Source organism: Afipia dichlorophenoxyacetatis (assembly GCF_055386385.1).
The window spans coordinates 328,654-344,609 of sequence record NZ_AP029250.1 but is presented as its reverse complement, the minus strand read 5'-3'; the positions used below and the strand labels follow the sequence as shown (position 1 = coordinate 344,609).

Genomic DNA, 15,956 nt, shown 5'->3' with positions numbered 1-15,956 from the left:
GGTCCGAATGAGGTGAGATGTTAAGAAAAGGGGAGCGATAAACTAGCTCCTATCTAGCACCGGACATAAGATATGGCCAAAGCCGCCAACGCAACCGGCCCGGAAGCCACCTCAGCGCAGCTCGCCTGCGCGACGCCCGACCTTCTCACCGAGATGACCAACTGGCTGTCGCATCTGCGCGCAGAACGCCGCTTGTCGCCCAAAACTCTCGAGGCCTATGCGCGCGACCTGCGCCAATGCCTGGTCTTTCTCAGTGAGCATTGGGGCGGCGCCGTGACGCTGAAACAATTTGCCACCATCGAGGCAACGGACGTGCGGGCCTTCATGTCCTCCCGCCGCGCGGATGACATCGACGGCCGCTCGCTGATGCGGGCGCTTGCGGGGCTTCGATCGTTCGGGAAATTTCTCGAACGTGAAGGCAAGGGCAAGGTCGGCGCGTTGTCCGCGATCCGCGCACCCAAAATCGGCAAGAGCCTACCGAAACCGATCCAGATGGAATCCGCGCGCCAGATGGCCGATGCGGATATCCGCGCCGGCGAAAACCGCGAGCCATGGATCTGGGCACGCGACGCTGCTGTCATGGCGCTGCTTTATGGTTCAGGTTTGCGGATCTCCGAAGCGCTCGGTCTCAAGCGTCGTGATGTGCCGCTTCCAGGCAAGGGCGACGTCATCATTGTGACCGGCAAGGGAAACAAGACGCGCATGGTGCCAGTTCTGCTGAACGTGCTGCAGCTGGTGCAGGATTATCTGGCGATGTGCCCGCATGCCATCGCGCCGAACGAGCCTATTTTTGTTGGCGCGCGCGGCGGACCTCTCAGCCCGCGTATCATTCAATTGACGATGGAGCGGCTGCGCGGCGCGCTTGGACTGCCTGATAGCGCAACGCCACACGCCCTACGGCATTCTTTCGCGACACATCTGCTGTCACGCGGCGGAGACCTTCGCGCGATCCAAGAATTACTCGGACACTCGTCCCTGTCGACCACACAGATCTACACCGGTGTGGATGCCGAGCGACTGCTTGACGTCTACAAGACGGCTCACCCGCGTGCGTGACAGAATTTTATCGTGAAATGTCACATAGCTGCCCCTTGCGCGAGGCATGCAGTTCGGTCAATCGTGACCACCAATTTTGGAATGGGGAGAATTGTCTGCCATGAGCGCACACGAGAGCATGGAGCATGCGGAGCACGCCGAACACGCATCCGGCTCCAACAAAAAGATCGCGTTGCTGATCGCCGTCATGGCTCTGTTCCTCGCGTTCTCGGAAACACTCGGTAAGGGCGCGCAGACCGAGTCCATCAGCAAGAACGTCGAGGCTTCCAATCTCTGGGCCTTCTTCCAGGCCAAAAGCATTCGCCGGACGGTCGTTCAGGCAACCTCCGAACACGCCAAACTCAGCCTGGGCCTCTCCGGAGACGAAGCGCAGAAAGCGGCACTCGCGAAGCAAATTGACGACTGGCAGAAGACCGCGGCGCGCTATCGCTCCGAACCCGAAACCGGGGAAGGTTCCGAGCAGCTGGCGGAACGCGCCAAACATGCCGAGCACGACCGCGATCTCGCGATGGCCCGCTATCACCATTACGAACTGGCCTCAGCCGCCTTCCAGATTGGCATCGTGCTGGCGTCCGCAACCATCATCACCGGGATGATCGCACTTTCATGGATCTCGGGTCTGCTGATGGTGGCCGGGCTGGCATTCACGGCGATCGGGCTGTTCGCCCCCCACGCCGTTCATATTATGTAAGCCGAACTCAGGACGACGACCGTGACGCCTGCATGCGACGACGCAGGCGTTGAATGAAGCCTGGTGATGCTCGCCCGCGAACGCGAGCCACCCACTGCTTGATAGCCACCTTGAATGGCGCAACGAGAGCAGTCGCGCGGGCGCGCAGGTCCAGGACGATTTCATAGAGTCTGCGAAACCAGTCCATCCGCAACAGCTTGTCCCGCGTCAGATCAAAGACAAACGCGATAAGACCAACGCCCAGGACTTTCTGAAAGACAATCAGAATCGTGGCACTCACAAAGTACTTGTGGGCCAGCAGCCACGCTTCAACCAGACTTAAGGGAAACAGCGCGACCAGCGGCACAGCAAAAACGATCAACGTCGCACCCGGCGAGAGATGATCGATCTGGGCGGCTAGCCATTTCTTAAAGGCGGGAAGCGGAATCAGTGCGACGACGCGCGAGATGATTGGCTCGACGCGATCCCACAGCCATGCCTCGAGCAGGAAAATCAGCGCGAGGAGAATCCAGAGCGGACGAAGTAGCCGACGCATTTCGCCCCCTTGCCAATCGTGACCGGCCTCGTGTGGTGGTTCAGAAGTTCGCCCGGTTTTTCCGCGAGTCCTTCAAGCGAACTTCTGAACTTGAACCACACTACAACCATAATTTTGCTAGTGTCCTCTCGAATCCAAAGTCCGCTATGGGCGCGCTACACGACGAGGCGGACTTTGGATTCGGGACACTAGCGCGGATCACGCTACATATGGATGGCGCGTTTTCCGACTGCAAGCGCGGCTTCCTTGACGGCCTCGGACCGGGTCGGATGAGCGTGACAGGTGCGTGCGAGATCTTCGGCCGAACCGCCGAATTCCATGAGAACCGCACATTCGTGGATCATTTCGCCGGCTTCCGCGCCCAAAATGTGCGCGCCGAGGACGCGATCGGTTTTCGCATCCGCGAGGATCTTCACAAAACCATCGGTGGTCTGATTGACCTTGGTGCGGGCATTCGCCGTGAACGGAAACTTGCCGACCGTGTAGGCCACGCCAGCCTGCTTCAACTCTTCCTCGGTCTTTCCGACCGAGGCCACTTCCGGCGAGGTGTACACCACGCTCGGAATCACATCGTAATTGGTGTGACCGGACTGGCCTGCAAGGATTTCGGCAATCGCTATGCCTTCGTCTTCAGCCTTGTGCGCCAGCATCGGTCCCGCAATAGCGTCCCCGATGGCATAGATGCCCTTCACATTGGTCGCAAAATGCCCATTGGTCTGCACGCGGCCGCGCTGATCGAGCTCAACGCCTGCTTCCTTCAGACCAAGGCCCTCGGTGTAAGGCACGCGCCCGATCGCAACCAGCACGACGTCCGCCTCAATGGTTTCCGCGCTGCCACCTGCGGCAGCTTCGATCTGTGCCTTCAGCCGCTTGCCGGAGCTGTCGACGCCGGTCACCTTGGTGCCGAGCTTGAAGGTCATGCCCTGCTTCTCGAGGATGCGCTGGAAGGACTTCGCGACTTCGCCGTCCATGCCGGGAAGGATGCGGTCGAGGAATTCGACAACAACCACTTCCGATCCCAGGCGCCGCCACACCGAGCCAAGCTCAAGGCCGATGACGCCTGCGCCGATGACCAGCATCTTTTCCGGCACCTTGTCGAGCACAAGCGCGCCGGTGGACGACACGATGCGCTTCTCGTCGATGTCGACGTCCTTGAGCTTGGCGACGTCGGAGCCGGTGGCGATCACAATGTTCTTGGTTTCGAGAATTTCGGTCTTGCCGTCAGCGCCCTTCACTTCGACCTTGCCGGCAGACACGATGCGGCCCGTGCCTTGATATGGCTCGATCTTGTTTTTCTTGAACAGGAAGCCGACACCCTTGACGTTGCCATCGACGCCATCCGTCTTGAACTTCATCATCGTCGAGAGATCGAGCTTCGGCTTGCCGACTTCGATGCCCATCTTCGGGAGCATATGAGACACTTCCTCATAGCGCTCCGACGCCTGCAGCAGCGCCTTCGACGGAATGCATCCGACGTTCAGGCATGTGCCTCCGAAGGTCGGCCACTTCTCGACAACCGCGACCTTCATGCCGAGCTGTGCTGCGCGGATCGCGCAGACATAACCACCGGGGCCAGTGCCGATAATGACGAGATCATAAGAGGCCATTGTAACTATCCTGCATTCAAAGAGGCGTAACGGAATTACCGTCCGCCGGAGACATCGAAAATTGTACCGGTGACATATGACGCTTCGTCGGACATCAGCCAGACGACAGCATTCGCGACTTCATCCGCTGTGCCGACGCGCTTCATGGGCACGGTGTGGGCAAGCTTCTGTGCGCGGCCAGGCTCGCCGCCGCTGGCATGAATATCGGTATCGATCAGACCCGGGCGGATCGCATTGACGCGAATGCCCTCATCGCTCACCTCGCGGGCGAGGCCAACAGTGAACGTGTCGATTGCGCCCTTGGAGGCCGCGTAATCAACATACAGCCCCGGCGAGCCGAGTGTCGCAGCCACTGATGACAGGTTGACGATCACGCCGCCCGCGCCGCCATGCTTGGTCGACATGCGCTTCACCGCTTCACGCGCGCACAGAATGCTGCCGACGATGTTGATGTTCATCATCCGCGCAAGACGCTCCGCGGACATCTCATCGACGCGCGCGGTTTTGTCCACGACGCCCGCATTATTGACGAGCGCGCCGAGCTTGCCGTACTCGTCCGCTTTCTTGAACAAGTTGACAATGTCGGCCTCGATGCCGACATCGCACTTCACAGCGATGGCTTTGCCGTTGCTGGCTTCGATCAGAGAGACAACTTCGCGGGCTGCCTGCTCGTTGCTGGCGTAACCAACAACCACCTTGTGGCCGAGCTTGGCGGCACCAATGGCCGCGGCGCGACCAATGCCGCGGCTGCCTCCTGTCACGACGGCAACGCTATCCATTCGAATCTCCGCTGAAGTTTTTTATTGGCGTTGAGAGAAATGAAAACGATGGCGGCGCAGAAGGCGCCGCCATTCTGATCAGAGATCCAGCACCAGTCGCGCCGGATCTTCCAAGCTTTCCTTGACGCGAACGAGGAAAGTGACCGCTTCCTTGCCGTCGATCACACGGTGATCATAGGACAGCGCGAGATACATCATCGGGCGGATTTCGATCTTGCCGCCGACGACCACCGGCCGCTCCTGGATCTTGTGCATGCCGAGAATACCAGCCTGCGGCGCGTTCAGGATCGGGGTCGACATCAGCGAACCATACACACCACCGTTCGAGATGGTGAAGGTGCCGCCCTGCATGTCCTCGATCTTGAGCTGGCCATCGCGCGCCTTCTTGCCGAAGTCCGCGATGCCCTTCTCGATGTCGGCAAGCGATTTGTGATCGCATTCGCGCACCACCGGCACCACAAGACCCTTGTCGGTGCCGACCGCGACGCCAATGTGATAGTAGTTCTTGTAGACCAGATCGCCGCCGTCGATTTCAGCGTTGACCGCCGGAACTTCCTTCAGCGCCTGCACACAGGCCTTCACGAAGAAGCCCATGAAGCCGAGCTTGGTGGCGTGCTTCTTCTCGAACAGATCCTTGTAATGGCTGCGCAGCGCCATCAGGTTGGTCATGTCGACCTCGTTGAAGGTCGTGAGCATGGCCGCGGTGTTCTGCACGTCCTTGAGGCGGCGCGCGATGGTCTGGCGCAGACGGGTCATCTTCACGCGTTCTTCACGCGCAGCATCGTCGGCAGGGGACGGTGCGCGGACCTGAACCGCTGCCGGCTGGCTCACCGGCATCGGCGACGACGCGGCCTTCTCGATAGCGGCGAGCATGTCGCCCTTGGTCACACGGCCATCCTTGCCGGAGCCCGGCACGGTCGACGCATCAACGCCGCTTTCAGCAGAGAGCTTGCGCACCGACGGCGCCAGCGGCGCGTCAGTTGGGGGAGATTTCTGCGCTGGAGCCGGAGCAGCCGCAGCGGGTGCAGCCTTGGGCGCTTCCGGAGCTTTTGCGGCAGGAGCAGCTGCCGCCGCTTTCGCGCCACCCGCACCTTCCGTGATCTGACCGAGCAACGCACCGACCGCGACGGTCTCGCCGTCCTTGGCGACGATTTCGCCAAGCGTGCCGGCGAACGGCGCCGGGACTTCGATAGTCACCTTGTCGGTTTCGAGCTCAACCAAGGGTTCATCGACGGCCACTGCATCGCCGGGCTTTTTGAACCAGCGGCCAATGGTAGCCTCGGTGACGGACTCGCCGAGTGTCGGAACGCGAATTTCAGCCATTTTTTCTTCCTCTTGCGACGTGAGCGGCGTGGCCCGCCGTCAGCGCTTCAAACAAATCAAAAGACGGGAACGTGAGATGCCGAAGAATTAGATGCCCGCGAAAGGCGGGCATCTGTTCATCAGCCGAGAGCTTCGTCGAGCAGCGCTTTAAGTTGCGCCAGGTGCTTCGACATCAGACCCGTCGCGGTCGCTGCGGCAGCGGCGCGGCCGGCGTAGCGCGGACGCTTGTGAGTAGCGCCGATCTGATTGAGCACCCACTCCAGGTATGGCTCGATGAAGTACCAGCTACCCATATTGCGCGGCTCTTCCTGAGACCAGACCACTTCAGCTTTCTTGAAGCGCTCCAGCTCCTGCACCAGCGTCTTCAGCGGTACAGGATAAAGCTGCTCGACACGCAGGATGTACATGTCGTTGATGCCGCGCTTCTCGCGCTCCTCGAACAGATCGTAATAGACCTTGCCCGAGCAGATAATGACGCGACGGATCTTGTCATCCGAAACGAGCTTGATCTCGCCGCCCTTCTCCGCATCGTCGCGCAGCACGCGATGGAACGAAGTGTCCGGCCCCATTTCGTCGAGCTTCGACACTGCACGTTTGTGGCGCAGCAGCGACTTCGGCGTCATCAGGATCAGCGGCTTGCGGATCTCGCGCTTCAGCTGACGGCGGAGGACGTGGAAGTAGTTCGCAGGCGTCGTCAGATTGGCGACCTGCATGTTGTCTTCCGCGCACATCTGCAGGAAGCGCTCGAGACGGGCCGACGAATGCTCCGGTCCCTGGCCTTCGTAGCCGTGCGGCAGCAGGCAGATGAGACCGGACATACGTAGCCACTTGCGCTCACCCGAGGAGATGAACTGGTCGAACACGACCTGCGCACCGTTGGCGAAGTCGCCGAACTGCGCTTCCCACATCGAGAGAGCATTCGGTTCGGCCAGCGAATAGCCGTACTCAAAGCCGAGCACTGCTTCTTCCGACAAGAGCGAGTTGATGACCTCGTAGCGTCCTTGATTCTCGCCGAGATGATTGAACGGCGTATAGCGGCTCTCGTCTTCCTGATCGAACAGCACCGTGTGACGCTGCGAGAAGGTGCCGCGCTCTGAGTCCTGTCCGGACAGGCGAACGTTATGGCCGTCCTGCATCAAGGAGCAGAACGCCAGGGCTTCGCCGGTTGCCCAGTCGATGCCCTCGCCGTTCTCGATCGCCTTCAGGCGGTTCTCCAGGAAGCGCTGCACCGTGCGGTGAACACGGAAACCGTCCGGCACCTTGGTGATCTTGCGGCCGATGTCCTTCAGTTCGTTGATCGCAACACCGGTGTTGCCGCGGCGCGGGTCTTCACCCAGGTCTGCCGACTTGAAGCCTGCCCACTTGCCGTCGAGCCAGTCAGCCTTATTCGGCTTGTAGCCGGTACCGGCTTCCAGCTCGGCATCGAGCCGTGCGCGCCAATCAGCCTTGGCCTTTTCGACTTCGCCTTCGGTCATGACGCCATCAACGATCAGGCGTTTGGCGTAGATGTCGAGCGTCGACGGATGGGTCGCGATCTTCTTGTACATCACCGGCTGGGTGAAGCCGGGCTCGTCGCCTTCATTGTGGCCGTGACGACGGTAGCAGAACATGTCGATGACGACCGGCTTATGGAACTTCTGCCGGTATTCGATCGCCACCTTCGCGGCGAACACCACCGCTTCCGGATCGTCGCCGTTGACGTGGAAAATCGGCGCATCGATCATCTTCGCCACATCCGACGGATACGGCGACGAACGCGAATAGCGCGGATAGGTCGTGAAACCGATCTGGTTGTTGACGATGAAGTGCAGCGAACCGCCGGTGCGATATCCCTTCAGATCCGACAGCGCGAAGCATTCCGCCACAACGCCCTGACCTGCGAATGCAGCATCGCCATGCATCAGGAGCGGCAGCACCGAGATACGCTGATCCGGCGGATCACCATTCTGGTCCTGCTTGGCGCGGACCTTGCCGAGCACCACGGGGTCAACGATTTCGAGATGCGACGGATTGGCGGTCAGCGAGAGATGGATCTTGTTGCCATCGAACTCGCGGTCCGACGACGCACCAAGGTGGTACTTCACGTCGCCCGAACCCTCGACCTCGTCAGGGTTGGCCGAACCGCCTTTGAATTCATGGAACAGCGCACGGTGCGGCTTGCCCATAACCTGGGTGAGAACGTTGAGGCGGCCGCGATGCGGCATACCGACGACGATGTCCTTCACGCCGAGGTTGCCGCCGCGCTTGATGATCTGTTCCAGCGCCGGGATCAGCGATTCTGCGCCGTCGAGGCCGAAGCGCTTGGTGCCGGTGAATTTGATGTCGCAGAATTTCTCAAAGCCTTCGGCTTCCACCAGCTTCATCAGGATCGCGCGGCGACCTTCACGAGTGAAGCTGATTTCCTTATCCGGCCCTTCGATGCGCTCCTGGATCCAGGCCTTCTGCGCCGGATTGGAGATATGCATGAATTCGACGCCGAGCGTCTGGCAGTAGGTGCGCTGGCAGATCGCGACGATTTCGCGGAGCGTCCCGGTTTCCAGACCCAGCACGTGATCGAGGAAAATCTTGCGGTCGAGGTCCGCGTCGGTGAAGCCGTAAGACCGCGGATCGAGCTCCTCATGATCCTTCTGGCCTTCGATGCCGAGCGGGTCGAGATTAGCGTGGAAGTGGCCGCGCATGCGGTAAGCGCGGATCAACATCAGGGCGCGGACCGAATCGCGCGTCGCCTGCTGAACATCGGCGGCGGTAAACCCGCTGCCGGGGACTTGTGCCTTGGCCGCGATCTTGTCGCCGACGGCCTTCTCGACCTGGGCCCAATTGCCATCGAGCGCTGACGTCAGATCGTCTTTTGGGGTCGTGGGCCAGTTGGCCTTTTCCCAAGACGGGCCGGAGGCGTTCTTCTGAACGTCCGCCGGCTGGTCTTTCAGGCTCTTGAAGAAATCCGCCCACTCGGAATCGACCGATGAAGGATCTTTTTCGTAGCGGGCGTAGAGATCGTCAATGTAGGTGGCGTTGGCGCCGTCGAGGAAGGAGGTAATAGCGAAATTTGCATTCGCGTCCTGGCGAGACATGATCGCGTCCTGATTCTTGGCATCGCGCGGAAAAACCGGGAGAAATTGCCCGGTTTGGGCGGCGGCTTTTTAATTGGGCCGCACCTTTTACCCTATTTAGGGCAAAACTTCGCGCTGAAAAGAACGAAGGACTGAACTAGCCTTTCAACTTTTCGACAAGCGTCGTTCCAAGACGAGCGGGCGACGGCGAGACTGTGATTCCAGCCGCTTCCATCGCTGCGATCTTCGACTCTGCATCGCCCTTGCCGCCGGAGACGATCGCGCCGGCATGGCCCATACGACGGCCGGGAGGGGCCGTACGTCCGGCGATGAAACCGACCATCGGCTTCTTGCGGCCGCGCTTGGCTTCGTCCTTGAGGAACTGAGCTGCGTCCTCTTCAGCTGAACCACCGATCTCACCGATCATGATGATCGACTCGGTCTTGTCGTCGGCGAGGAACATCTCCAGCACGTCGATGAACTCGGTTCCCTTGACCGGATCACCGCCGATGCCGACCGCCGACGTCTGGCCGAGACCGGCCTGGGTGGTCTGGAACACAGCTTCATAAGTCAACGTGCCGGAGCGCGACACGATGCCGACGTTGCCCGGCTTGAAGATGTTAGCCGGCATGATGCCGATCTTCGATTCGCCAGCGGTGACAACGCCCGGGCAATTCGGTCCGATCAGGCGCGACTTCGAGCCCGACAGCGAACGCTTCACCCGCACCATATCCAGCACCGGAATGCCTTCGGTGATGCAGACGATCAACGGGATTTCGGCATCGATGGCTTCGCAGATCGCGTCGGCCGCACCTGGCGGCGGAACGTAGATCACGCTGGCATCGGCGCCGGTCTTGTCACGCGCTTCAGCAACCGTATCGAACACCGGCAGGTTGAGGTGCTTAGTGCCGCCTTTGCCCGGCGACGTGCCGCCGACCATCTTGGTGCCGTAAGCGATCGCAGCTTCCGAGTGGAAAGTGCCGTTCTTGCCGGTGAAGCCCTGGCAGATGACTTTGGTGTTCTTGTCGATCAGGACGGACATCGGCTTACTTTCCCTTCACGGCGTTGACGATCTTCTGCGCAGCGTCGTCGAGATCGTCGGCGGGCAGAACATTGAGGCCGGATTCACGGATAATCTTCTTGCCTTCTTCGACATTGGTGCCTTCGAGGCGCACAACCAGAGGAACCTTAAGGCCAACAGCCTTCACCGCGGCGATGACGCCGCGTGCGATGACGTCGCACTTCATGATGCCGCCGAAGATGTTGACGAGAATGCCCTTCACGTTCGGATCGGAGGTGATGATCTTGAACGCTGCGGTCACCTTCTCTTCGGTGGCACCGCCGCCGACGTCGAGGAAGTTGGCCGGGCTTTCGCCGTAGAGCTTGATGATGTCGAGGGTCGCCATCGCAAGGCCGGCGCCGTTCACCATGCAACCGATGGAACCTTCGAGCGCGATATAGGCGAGGTCATACTTGGACGCTTCGATTTCCTTCGCGTCTTCTTCCGTGGTGTCGCGCAGTTCGACAATGTCCGGATGGCGATAGAGCGAGTTCGAATCGAACGAGATCTTGGCATCGAGGCAACGCAAGTTGCCGTCTTTCGTGATGATGAGCGGGTTGATCTCGAGCATCGCCATGTCCTTGGCGACGAACGCCGCATAGAGCTGCGCGATCAGCTTTTCAGCTTGCTTGGCGAGTTCGCCCTTGAGACCCAGCGCCTGCGCGGCCTTGCGGCCGTGATGCGGCATCACGCCGGTGGCCGGATCGACCGAGAACGTCACGATCTTCTCCGGTGTGTCGTGCGCGACCTTCTCGATGTCCATGCCGCCTTCAGTCGAAACGACGAAAGCAACTTCGGATGTCTCGCGATCGACCAGCGCGGAAAGATAGAACTCCTTCTCGATGTCGGAGCCTTCCTCGATGTAGAGGCGATTGACCTGCTTGCCGGTGGGGCCGGTCTGAACGGTCACCAGCGTCGCGCCGAGCATCTCCTGGGAGAATTGCTTCACTTCATCGACAGACTTGGCGAGGCGAACGCCGCCCTTGTCGCCGGCCGATGCTTCCTTGAATTTACCCTTGCCGCGGCCGCCAGCGTGGATCTGGCTCTTCACCACCCACAACGGACCGCCGAGTTCTTTCGCGGCAGCTTCAGCTTCGGACGCCTTGAGGATCGGCACGCCGCGCGACACGGGCACGCCGAATTCCTTCAGCACCGCTTTGGCCTGATATTCATGGATATTCATGGATCGCCTCTGAGGATTTTAAGGCGCGATCCAGAGGACTTTCCACCGGATCGCGCTCAATCAGACAAACAGTGCTGAAGTGCGGACCTTACTTGCCGAGAAGATCGGGAGCGATCTTCTTGCAAGCGTCGACCAGGCCCTGCACGGCGCCGACAGACTTGTCGAAACCTTCACGGTCCTTGCCAGCGAGCTCGATCTCGACGACGCGTTCAACGCCCTTCGATCCGATGACGACCGGAACGCCGACATACATGTCCTTCACGCCGTATTCGCCGTTGAGGTAGGCGGCGCAAGGCAGCACGCGCTTCTTGTCGCGCAGATAGCTTTCCGCCATCGCGATCGCGGAAGCAGCCGGCGCGTAGAAGGCCGAACCGGTCTTGAGCAGGTTGACGATTTCAGCGCCGCCGTTGCGGGTGCGATCGATGATCTCGTCGATGCGAGCCTGCGAGGTCCAGCCCATCTTGACGAGGTCCGGCAGCGGAATGCCGGCTACCGTCGAATACTTTGCCAGCGGCACCATGGTGTCGCCGTGGCCGCCGAGCACGAACGCGGTGACGTCTTCGACCGACACGTTGAATTCATCGGCGAGGAAGTAACGGAAGCGAGCCGAGTCGAGCACGCCGGCCATGCCAACGACCTTCTTGTGCGGCAGACCGCAGGCCTTCTGCAGTGCCCAGACCATGGCGTCGAGCGGGTTGGTGATGCAGATCACGAAAGCGTCGGGAGCGTACTTCTTGATGCCCGCGCCGACCTGCTCCATGACCTTCAGGTTGATGCTGAGAAGGTCATCGCGGCTCATGCCCGGCTTGCGGGGAACGCCGGCGGTGACGATCACGACCTTGGCGCCGTCAATCGCCTCGTAGGAGTTCGCGCCCGAGAAGTGGGCATCGAAGCCGTCGACCGGGGACGACTGCGCGATATCGAGCGACTTACCCTGCGGAACGCCTTCCGCGATATCGAACATGACCACGTCGCCCAACTCTTTCAGGCCAACGAGATGAGCGAGCGTGCCACCAATCTGACCTGAGCCAATCAACGCAATCTTGTCACGTGCCATGGGAAATCTGTCCTTTGAAGTCGACGTTGGGAAGGAGAGGGAAAGTCTGGACGGCTGGTTAGACCTTTCGCGAGACGCGTTCAAGTCGCCCAGCGCCCAATAAAGCATCGGGTAGGCCTGACGCGTGATATCCGCGCTTGGCCTCCACCCTTGGCATCAGGTTTCAACCAGGCCGGTGGTGGCGCCACTGGCGGTCGAATCGCTGCGGCCATGGGGCAGTGCCAGATACGATTCAGAGCCCATTTCAATCAGGCGTGACGCCGTGCGCTTGAATTCGTTCGCCTCGATCCCCTCCGTCGCGGTGTAGAGCGACAGTGGGTCGACATCCGCGGACGCCATAAGCTTCACAGCATTGTCGTAAAGCGTATCGATCAGCGTGATGAACCGCTTGGCGATGTTACGCTGCTCGTAGCCCATCGCCGGAATCCGGTCGATGATCAACGTATGGTAGTCACGCGCAAGCCGCAGATAGTCCGAAGCCCCAAGCGGTTTCTCGCACAAATCCGCGAACGGAAAGCGCGCAACGCCGTGCGCCGAATGCGGGATGTGCAGCACCCGCCCCTTGATGGTGACATCGAGCGGACGGGCGGCTGCGCCGCCGGTGAGTTTGACCCAGGCTTGATCGAGCGCGGCTTTCGCCGCGTCATCCGCAGGCACCAGCCACATTTTGATGCCGGCAAGCTTCTCCATGCGGAAATCGGTTCGCGCATCGAGCCGCAGGACATCCATGCGTGCCTTGAACTGCTCAATAAAGGGCAGGAACAACGCCCGGTTGAGGCCGCCCTTGTAGAGATCGTCCGGCGCAACGTTCGACGTCGCGACAACAACCGTTCCCAGCTCGAACAACCGCGAAAACAGCCGGCCGAGGATCATGGCGTCCGCGATGTCGGTGACGTGAAACTCGTCGAAACAGAGCAGCCATGCCTCGTCGAAGATCGAATTGGCCGCGAGCCGCACCGGATCGCTGTCGGAGATTTCCTCGCGCTCGATCTTCTGGCGAAAGCCGTGAATGCGCTCATGGACGTCGGCCATGAATTCATGGAAATGCGCGCGGCGTTTATGCGCGACGGAGCTGTCATTGAAGAACAGATCCATCAGCATGGTTTTGCCACGGCCGACTTCACCGTGAATGTAGAGGCCTCGGATCGGAGCTGCGTCCTTGTCGGCGAACAACCGTTGCAGCAGTCCGCCACGGCCTGGTTTGTAGCCTGCGAGCCGCGCCTCAAGCGCCGAAAAAGCCTCCACAGCCTGGGCCTGGGCCGGATCGGCCTCGATTGTGCCAGCGGCAACGAGAGCTTGATAGTGCCTGCGGAAGGAGGCGGGCGTCGGGGCGTTCATGACCTGCTAACGGCCTCAACGCCGCGAAAAATGCAAGACTACAAAGGTGCGAGACCGCGAAATCGCGGTCTCATTTGGTGAGACGCGCCTCGGTAATCCTCGATTTTGCTGGGTGGAAACGCTCTATGCACTCAGCGCATAGGGGGCTTCGACAACGTAGGGACCACCGCCTACCGAAGTCCGCGAGGAGAACAGAACAAAGCGCGAGGCCATGAACGTGCGCTTCGGGAAATAGCCGCGCAGCGACAGATAGTCCGCAACGTCTCGGTCGGATGCATCGCGCAACCGCGCCAGCGTCACATGGGGAATGAATTTGCGTCCTTCGGGATCCAGCCCGAGGCGTCGTATCAGGCGCTCGAGCTCGGCCTGTAGTTCCATCAGCGGCTTGCTTGGTACAACGCATGCCACCACGGCACGCGGTTTCTTGCCGCCAAAACTCTGCAGCCCCTGGACCTCCACCTCGAACGGCTTGCGGTTGATTCGGAAGAGAGTGGACGCGATTTCGTTGGCAGCCAAACCGTCGATGTCGCCGATAAAGCGCAACGTCACGTGATAGTTTTCAGGATCAATCCAGCGCGCGCCCGGCAATCCGCCGCGCAGACTCGAAAGCTTCTCACTAATGTCGGGGGGAATTTCCAGTCCGGTGAACAAACGTGGCATCACAGGTCTCCTCGATGCGGAAGAGGATCACGAATCACCCGTCGTTATTTTTACCGCAGTGCCATGACAGTGCGAAGCGACCATCACGGGAACGGCAAAAATCCTTCATGGACGCCTCAGGCCGCTATGCGGTGGATCTGGCGTTCCTATCCGAATCAGCCTGCCGGTCCACGATCTCTCAGAAATGCCTCAACGGTGGGCAGAATCCGCTGAACAACGATGTCCACTCCGGCGGCAGTCGGATGCAAGCCATCAGACTGAGTCAGTTTCGCATCACCCGTAACGCCATCCAGGAAGAACGGGTACAGCGGAACATTGTAGGCTTTCGCGAGATCGGGATAGATGCCGTTGAACTTTGCGCCATAGTCCGCGCCCAGGTTTGGTGGCGCATACATGCCGCACAACATCACCGCGATGTTCCGCGCCCTCAGTTTTTTCAGGATGTCTTCAAGGGCCGCACGGGTCGTCGCAGGATCAACGCCGCGCAGCGCGTCATTGGCGCCGAGCTCGACGATCACGGCCTCCGTTCCGTCAGGTATCGACCAGTCGAGCCGGTCACGCCCGCCGGTGGCGGTATCGCCTGATACCCCGGCATTCAGGACGTCGACCGCGATTCCCTTCTCCTGCAGAGCTTTCTGTAAGCGAACGGGAAAGGCCGCCGACGCAGGCAATCCGTAACCAGCCGTTAATGAATCGCCGAGAACGGCCAGCTTGATCGGCTTCACATTTTTGACATCGGGCGTCTGCGCCCGTGCCGGCCCCGACATCGCCATCATTATCCCCGCCGCTGCGACCATGAACACACGCGCAAGCCCCTCGACCCCGCGGCCCAAAGCCCCATATGACATATCCATGGACAGTTTCATTGAATCCTCGAGCGTGACATCCGATACCATTTCTGTTTCAGGCGTTAACCTTTCACTTGGAAGCGGCGCCGCGCGCGTTCACATCCTGAAGGACATCAGCCTGAGCGTTGCTTCCGGCGAAACCGTCGGCCTGATCGGGCCCTCGGGATCGGGTAAATCCACTCTCCTCATGGTCATGGCGGGATTAGAGCGTCCTGACAGCGGAAAAGTGGTGGTCAACGGAATTTCTTTCAATGACCTCGATGAAGATGCCCTTGCCCGCTTTCGCGGTCGGCACGTCGGTATTGTCTTTCAATCATTCCATCTCATTCCGACCATGACGGCGCTAGAGAACGTTGCTGTCCCGCTCGAGCTTGCCGGCCGCGCAGATGCCTCGACGCGCGCCGCCAAAGAACTCACGGATGTCGGGCTCGGCGAACGCTTGCACCACTATCCCTCGCAGCTGTCCGGCGGCGAACAACAGCGCGTCGCACTCGCACGCGCGCTTGCGCCCGACCCCGCCATCCTTGTGGCCGATGAACCAACCGGCAATCTCGATGAGGCCACGGGCAAACAGATTGTCGATCTGTTGTTCGCCAAGCATCTCGAGCGCGGCATGACGCTGGTGCTGGTCACCCACGATATCAATCTGGCGCAGCGCTGCGATCGCGTCATTCGTCTACGTTCGGGCCGGATCGACGGACCGACAATCGACAGGCATTGGGCGGAGAAAGCAACCCTGTGACGGCGGCGACTATGCCAGTGGCAGCCA

Annotated in this window: 14 protein-coding genes; 3 read left to right on the top strand and 11 right to left on the bottom strand. The window is 60.3% G+C overall.

What is annotated here, in order from left to right:
• The first annotated feature begins 72 nt into the window (after positions 1–72).
• Together ACZ5C3_RS01660 and ACZ5C3_RS01655 are read left to right on the top strand one after the other, a co-directional pair.
• Positions 73–1,056, top strand: a complete 984-nt coding sequence (locus ACZ5C3_RS01660; RefSeq protein WP_464034759.1) for a tyrosine recombinase XerC — start codon at positions 73–75, stop codon at positions 1,054–1,056.
• 100 nt (positions 1,057–1,156) lie between these two features.
• Positions 1,157–1,747, top strand: coding sequence for a DUF4337 domain-containing protein (locus ACZ5C3_RS01655; RefSeq protein WP_464038471.1), 591 nt, complete (start codon positions 1,157–1,159; stop codon positions 1,745–1,747).
• Between the two features lie 7 nt (positions 1,748–1,754).
• On the opposite strand, the gene ACZ5C3_RS01650 is transcribed toward ACZ5C3_RS01655, so the two are convergent.
• The 11 genes from ACZ5C3_RS01650 to ACZ5C3_RS01600 form a co-directional block, all read right to left on the bottom strand.
• Complete coding sequence (locus ACZ5C3_RS01650; protein WP_464044465.1) at positions 1,755–2,282, bottom strand: hypothetical protein; 528 nt, start codon at positions 2,280–2,282, stop codon at positions 1,755–1,757.
• Between the two features lie 203 nt (positions 2,283–2,485).
• On the bottom strand, positions 2,486–3,889 hold the full coding sequence (gene lpdA / locus ACZ5C3_RS01645; RefSeq protein WP_464044464.1) for a dihydrolipoyl dehydrogenase: 1,404 nt from the start codon (positions 3,887–3,889) through the stop codon (positions 2,486–2,488).
• A gap of 35 nt (positions 3,890–3,924) precedes the next feature.
• A complete protein-coding gene (locus ACZ5C3_RS01640) occupies positions 3,925–4,668 on the bottom strand; it encodes an SDR family oxidoreductase (protein ID WP_464034755.1) in 744 nt (247 codons plus the stop codon).
• A 78-nt stretch (positions 4,669–4,746) separates the two neighbouring features.
• A complete protein-coding gene (gene odhB, locus ACZ5C3_RS01635; protein ID WP_464034754.1) occupies positions 4,747–5,991 on the bottom strand; it encodes a 2-oxoglutarate dehydrogenase complex dihydrolipoyllysine-residue succinyltransferase in 1,245 nt (414 codons plus the stop codon).
• Between the two features lie 119 nt (positions 5,992–6,110).
• Complete coding sequence (locus ACZ5C3_RS01630) at positions 6,111–9,062, bottom strand: 2-oxoglutarate dehydrogenase E1 component (protein ID WP_464034752.1); 2,952 nt, start codon at positions 9,060–9,062, stop codon at positions 6,111–6,113.
• 136 nt (positions 9,063–9,198) lie between these two features.
• Positions 9,199–10,083 carry a succinate--CoA ligase subunit alpha gene (gene sucD, locus ACZ5C3_RS01625; RefSeq protein WP_464044463.1) on the bottom strand — a complete coding sequence of 295 codons (885 nt, stop codon included), beginning with the start codon at positions 10,081–10,083 and terminating at the stop codon, positions 9,199–9,201.
• Positions 10,084–10,087: 4 nt separating this feature from the next.
• Positions 10,088–11,284 carry an ADP-forming succinate--CoA ligase subunit beta gene (sucC, locus tag ACZ5C3_RS01620; RefSeq protein ID WP_464044462.1) on the bottom strand — a complete coding sequence of 399 codons (1,197 nt, stop codon included), beginning with the start codon at positions 11,282–11,284 and terminating at the stop codon, positions 10,088–10,090.
• 88 nt (positions 11,285–11,372) lie between these two features.
• Positions 11,373–12,341, bottom strand: coding sequence for a malate dehydrogenase (gene mdh, locus ACZ5C3_RS01615; protein ID WP_464034746.1), 969 nt, complete (start codon positions 12,339–12,341; stop codon positions 11,373–11,375).
• Between the two features lie 156 nt (positions 12,342–12,497).
• Complete coding sequence (zapE, locus tag ACZ5C3_RS01610) at positions 12,498–13,679, bottom strand: cell division protein ZapE (protein ID WP_464044461.1); 1,182 nt, start codon at positions 13,677–13,679, stop codon at positions 12,498–12,500.
• A 123-nt stretch (positions 13,680–13,802) separates the two neighbouring features.
• Positions 13,803–14,339 carry an RNA 2',3'-cyclic phosphodiesterase gene (gene thpR / locus ACZ5C3_RS01605; RefSeq protein ID WP_464034745.1) on the bottom strand — a complete coding sequence of 179 codons (537 nt, stop codon included), beginning with the start codon at positions 14,337–14,339 and terminating at the stop codon, positions 13,803–13,805.
• Positions 14,340–14,494: 155 nt separating this feature from the next.
• Positions 14,495–15,193, bottom strand: a complete 699-nt coding sequence (locus ACZ5C3_RS01600) for an arylesterase (RefSeq protein ID WP_464034743.1) — start codon at positions 15,191–15,193, stop codon at positions 14,495–14,497.
• Between ACZ5C3_RS01600 and ACZ5C3_RS01595 the strand changes: the two genes are divergently transcribed.
• On the top strand, positions 15,192–15,929 hold the full coding sequence (locus ACZ5C3_RS01595) for an ABC transporter ATP-binding protein (RefSeq protein WP_464034741.1): 738 nt from the start codon (positions 15,192–15,194) through the stop codon (positions 15,927–15,929). The genes ACZ5C3_RS01600 and ACZ5C3_RS01595 overlap by 2 nt on opposite strands.
• Positions 15,930–15,956: the final 27 nt, after the last annotated feature.

Coding starts and splice junctions, on each gene's coding strand:
- ACZ5C3_RS01660 (WP_464034759.1), top strand. CDS start 73: ATGGCCAAAGCCGCCAACGCAACCGGCCCGGAAGCCACCTCAGCGCAG.
- ACZ5C3_RS01655 (WP_464038471.1), top strand. CDS start 1,157: ATGAGCGCACACGAGAGCATGGAGCATGCGGAGCACGCCGAACACGCA.
- ACZ5C3_RS01650 (WP_464044465.1), bottom strand. CDS start 2,282: ATGCGTCGGCTACTTCGTCCGCTCTGGATTCTCCTCGCGCTGATTTTC.
- lpdA (WP_464044464.1), bottom strand. CDS start 3,889: ATGGCCTCTTATGATCTCGTCATTATCGGCACTGGCCCCGGTGGTTAT.
- ACZ5C3_RS01640 (WP_464034755.1), bottom strand. CDS start 4,668: ATGGATAGCGTTGCCGTCGTGACAGGAGGCAGCCGCGGCATTGGTCGC.
- odhB (WP_464034754.1), bottom strand. CDS start 5,991: ATGGCTGAAATTCGCGTTCCGACACTCGGCGAGTCCGTCACCGAGGCT.
- ACZ5C3_RS01630 (WP_464034752.1), bottom strand. CDS start 9,062: ATGTCTCGCCAGGACGCGAATGCAAATTTCGCTATTACCTCCTTCCTC.
- sucD (WP_464044463.1), bottom strand. CDS start 10,083: ATGTCCGTCCTGATCGACAAGAACACCAAAGTCATCTGCCAGGGCTTC.
- sucC (WP_464044462.1), bottom strand. CDS start 11,284: ATGAATATCCATGAATATCAGGCCAAAGCGGTGCTGAAGGAATTCGGC.
- mdh (WP_464034746.1), bottom strand. CDS start 12,341: ATGGCACGTGACAAGATTGCGTTGATTGGCTCAGGTCAGATTGGTGGC.
- zapE (WP_464044461.1), bottom strand. CDS start 13,679: ATGAACGCCCCGACGCCCGCCTCCTTCCGCAGGCACTATCAAGCTCTC.
- thpR (WP_464034745.1), bottom strand. CDS start 14,339: ATGCCACGTTTGTTCACCGGACTGGAAATTCCCCCCGACATTAGTGAG.
- ACZ5C3_RS01595 (WP_464034741.1), top strand. CDS start 15,192: ATGGACAGTTTCATTGAATCCTCGAGCGTGACATCCGATACCATTTCT.
- ACZ5C3_RS01600 (WP_464034743.1), bottom strand. CDS start 15,193: ATGGATATGTCATATGGGGCTTTGGGCCGCGGGGTCGAGGGGCTTGCG.